This is a genomic window from Mesorhizobium sp. M7A.F.Ca.CA.001.08.2.1 (assembly GCF_003998455.1).
Taxonomy (GTDB): domain Bacteria; phylum Pseudomonadota; class Alphaproteobacteria; order Rhizobiales; family Rhizobiaceae; genus Mesorhizobium; species Mesorhizobium ciceri.
Genome location: NZ_RZPW01001006.1, coordinates 1 through 1,816 on the forward strand (window position 1 = coordinate 1; position 1,816 = coordinate 1,816).

Annotated in this window: 1 protein-coding gene; it reads left to right on the forward strand. The window is 65.3% G+C overall.

Translation table 11 applies throughout. The annotated features are described in order from the left end of the window. Positions 1–15: 15 nt before the first annotated feature. On the forward strand, positions 16–1,816 hold a 1,801-nt coding region (locus EN914_RS34075), incomplete at its 3' end, for an ABC-F family ATP-binding cassette domain-containing protein (RefSeq protein ID WP_164779123.1).

The following is a 1,816-nucleotide window of genomic DNA, read 5'->3' on the forward strand; positions in this document are numbered from 1 at the left end:
TACCTGAAAGCTGACATGGCCCCGCCCCTTCTCAACCTCGACGGGATAAAACTGACTTTCGGCGGCACGCCGCTGCTCGATGGCGCCGCCTTGACCGCCTCGGCCGGCGACAAGATCGCACTGGTCGGCCGCAACGGGTCCGGCAAGTCGACGCTGCTGAAGATCGCCGCCGGCCTGATCGAGCCGCAGGATGGCGAGGTGTTCCGCCAGCCTTCGGCGACCGTCCGCTATCTGCCGCAGATGCCCGACATGGAGGGTTTTGCCACTGTCCGCGCCTATGTCGAGGCCGGACTAGGCCCAGCCGACGATCCGTACCGCGCCAGCTATCTGATGGAGCATCTTGGACTGTCGGGCGAGGAACGTCCGAACGACCTGTCGGGCGGCGAGGCGAGGCGCGCCGCCCTTGCCCGCGTCATGGCGCCCGAGCCCGATATCCTGCTGCTCGATGAGCCGACCAACCATCTCGACCTCTCGGTCATCGAATGGCTGGAAGAAGAACTCATCCGCACCTCCTCGGCACTGATCGTCATCTCGCACGACCGCCGCTTCCTCGAGCGCGTGTCGCGCGCCACCGTCTGGCTCGATCGCGGCCAGACCCGCAGGCTAGACAAGGGCTTCGGCCATTTCGAGGAATGGCGCGACCTGGTGCTAGAAGAGGAAGAGCGCGAGCAGCACAAGCTCGGCCGCCAGATCGTGCGTGAGGAGCATTGGCTGCGCTACGGCGTGACGGCGCGGCGCAAGCGCAACATGCGCCGTCTCGGCGAATTGCAGACCATGCGCCAGCGTTTTCGCGGCCATCGCGGCGCCGAAGGGTCGGCGACCATGGTGGCGAGCGACGCCAACGAGTCCGGCAAGCTGGTGATCGAGGCCAAAAATATCGAAAAGAGCTTTGGCGATCTCACCGTGGTCAAGGGGTTTTCGACCCGCATCCAGCGCGGCGATCGCGTTGGCCTGGTCGGGCCGAACGGCGCTGGCAAGACCACGCTCTTGAAGATGTTGACCGGCGAGATGAAGCCGGACGCCGGTTCGGTGCGGCTCGGCACCAATCTGGAGATCGCCACGCTCGACCAGAAGCGCGAGGCGGTCGACCCGCAGGAGACGCTGGCGCAGTACCTCACCGATGGGCGCGGCGAGAACCTCGTCATCAATGGCGAGCAGCGCCACGTCGTCTCCTACATGAAGGATTTCCTGTTCAAGCCGGAGCAGGCGCGCACCCCGGTGCGCGAACTATCCGGCGGCGAGCGGGCGCGGCTCTTGCTGGCGCGCGTACTGGCGCGGCCGGCAAACCTTCTGGTGTTGGATGAGCCGACCAACGATCTCGACATGGAGACGCTGGAACTGCTGCAGGAGCTGGTTGCCGGTTTTGCCGGCACAGTCATCCTGGTCAGCCACGACCGCGATTTCCTCGACCGCACCGTGACCAGCCTGATCGCGCCGGATGGTGAAGGCCGCTGGATCGAATATGCCGGCGGCTATTCCGACATGCTGGCGCAGCGCGGCGGCACCAGGCTGGACGACCGCAAGGCGCGCGCGAAAGCCGAAAGCGGCGAAGCGCCAGCACCCGGCAAAAGCGAGGCCACTGCGCCAAAGGGACCAGCGAAGAAACTGTCGTTCAAGCAGAAGTTCGCGCTGGAATCGCTGCCCAAGAAAATCGAGGCTGTGATGGCGTCGATCTCAAGGCTGGAGAACAACATCGCCGATCCCGCCTATTACGAGCGCGACCCCGCCTCCTTCCAGAAAACCATCGCCGCCCTCGACAAGGAGCGCGCCACGCTGGCCGCGTTTGAAGAGGAGTGGCTGGAGCTGGAGATGCTGC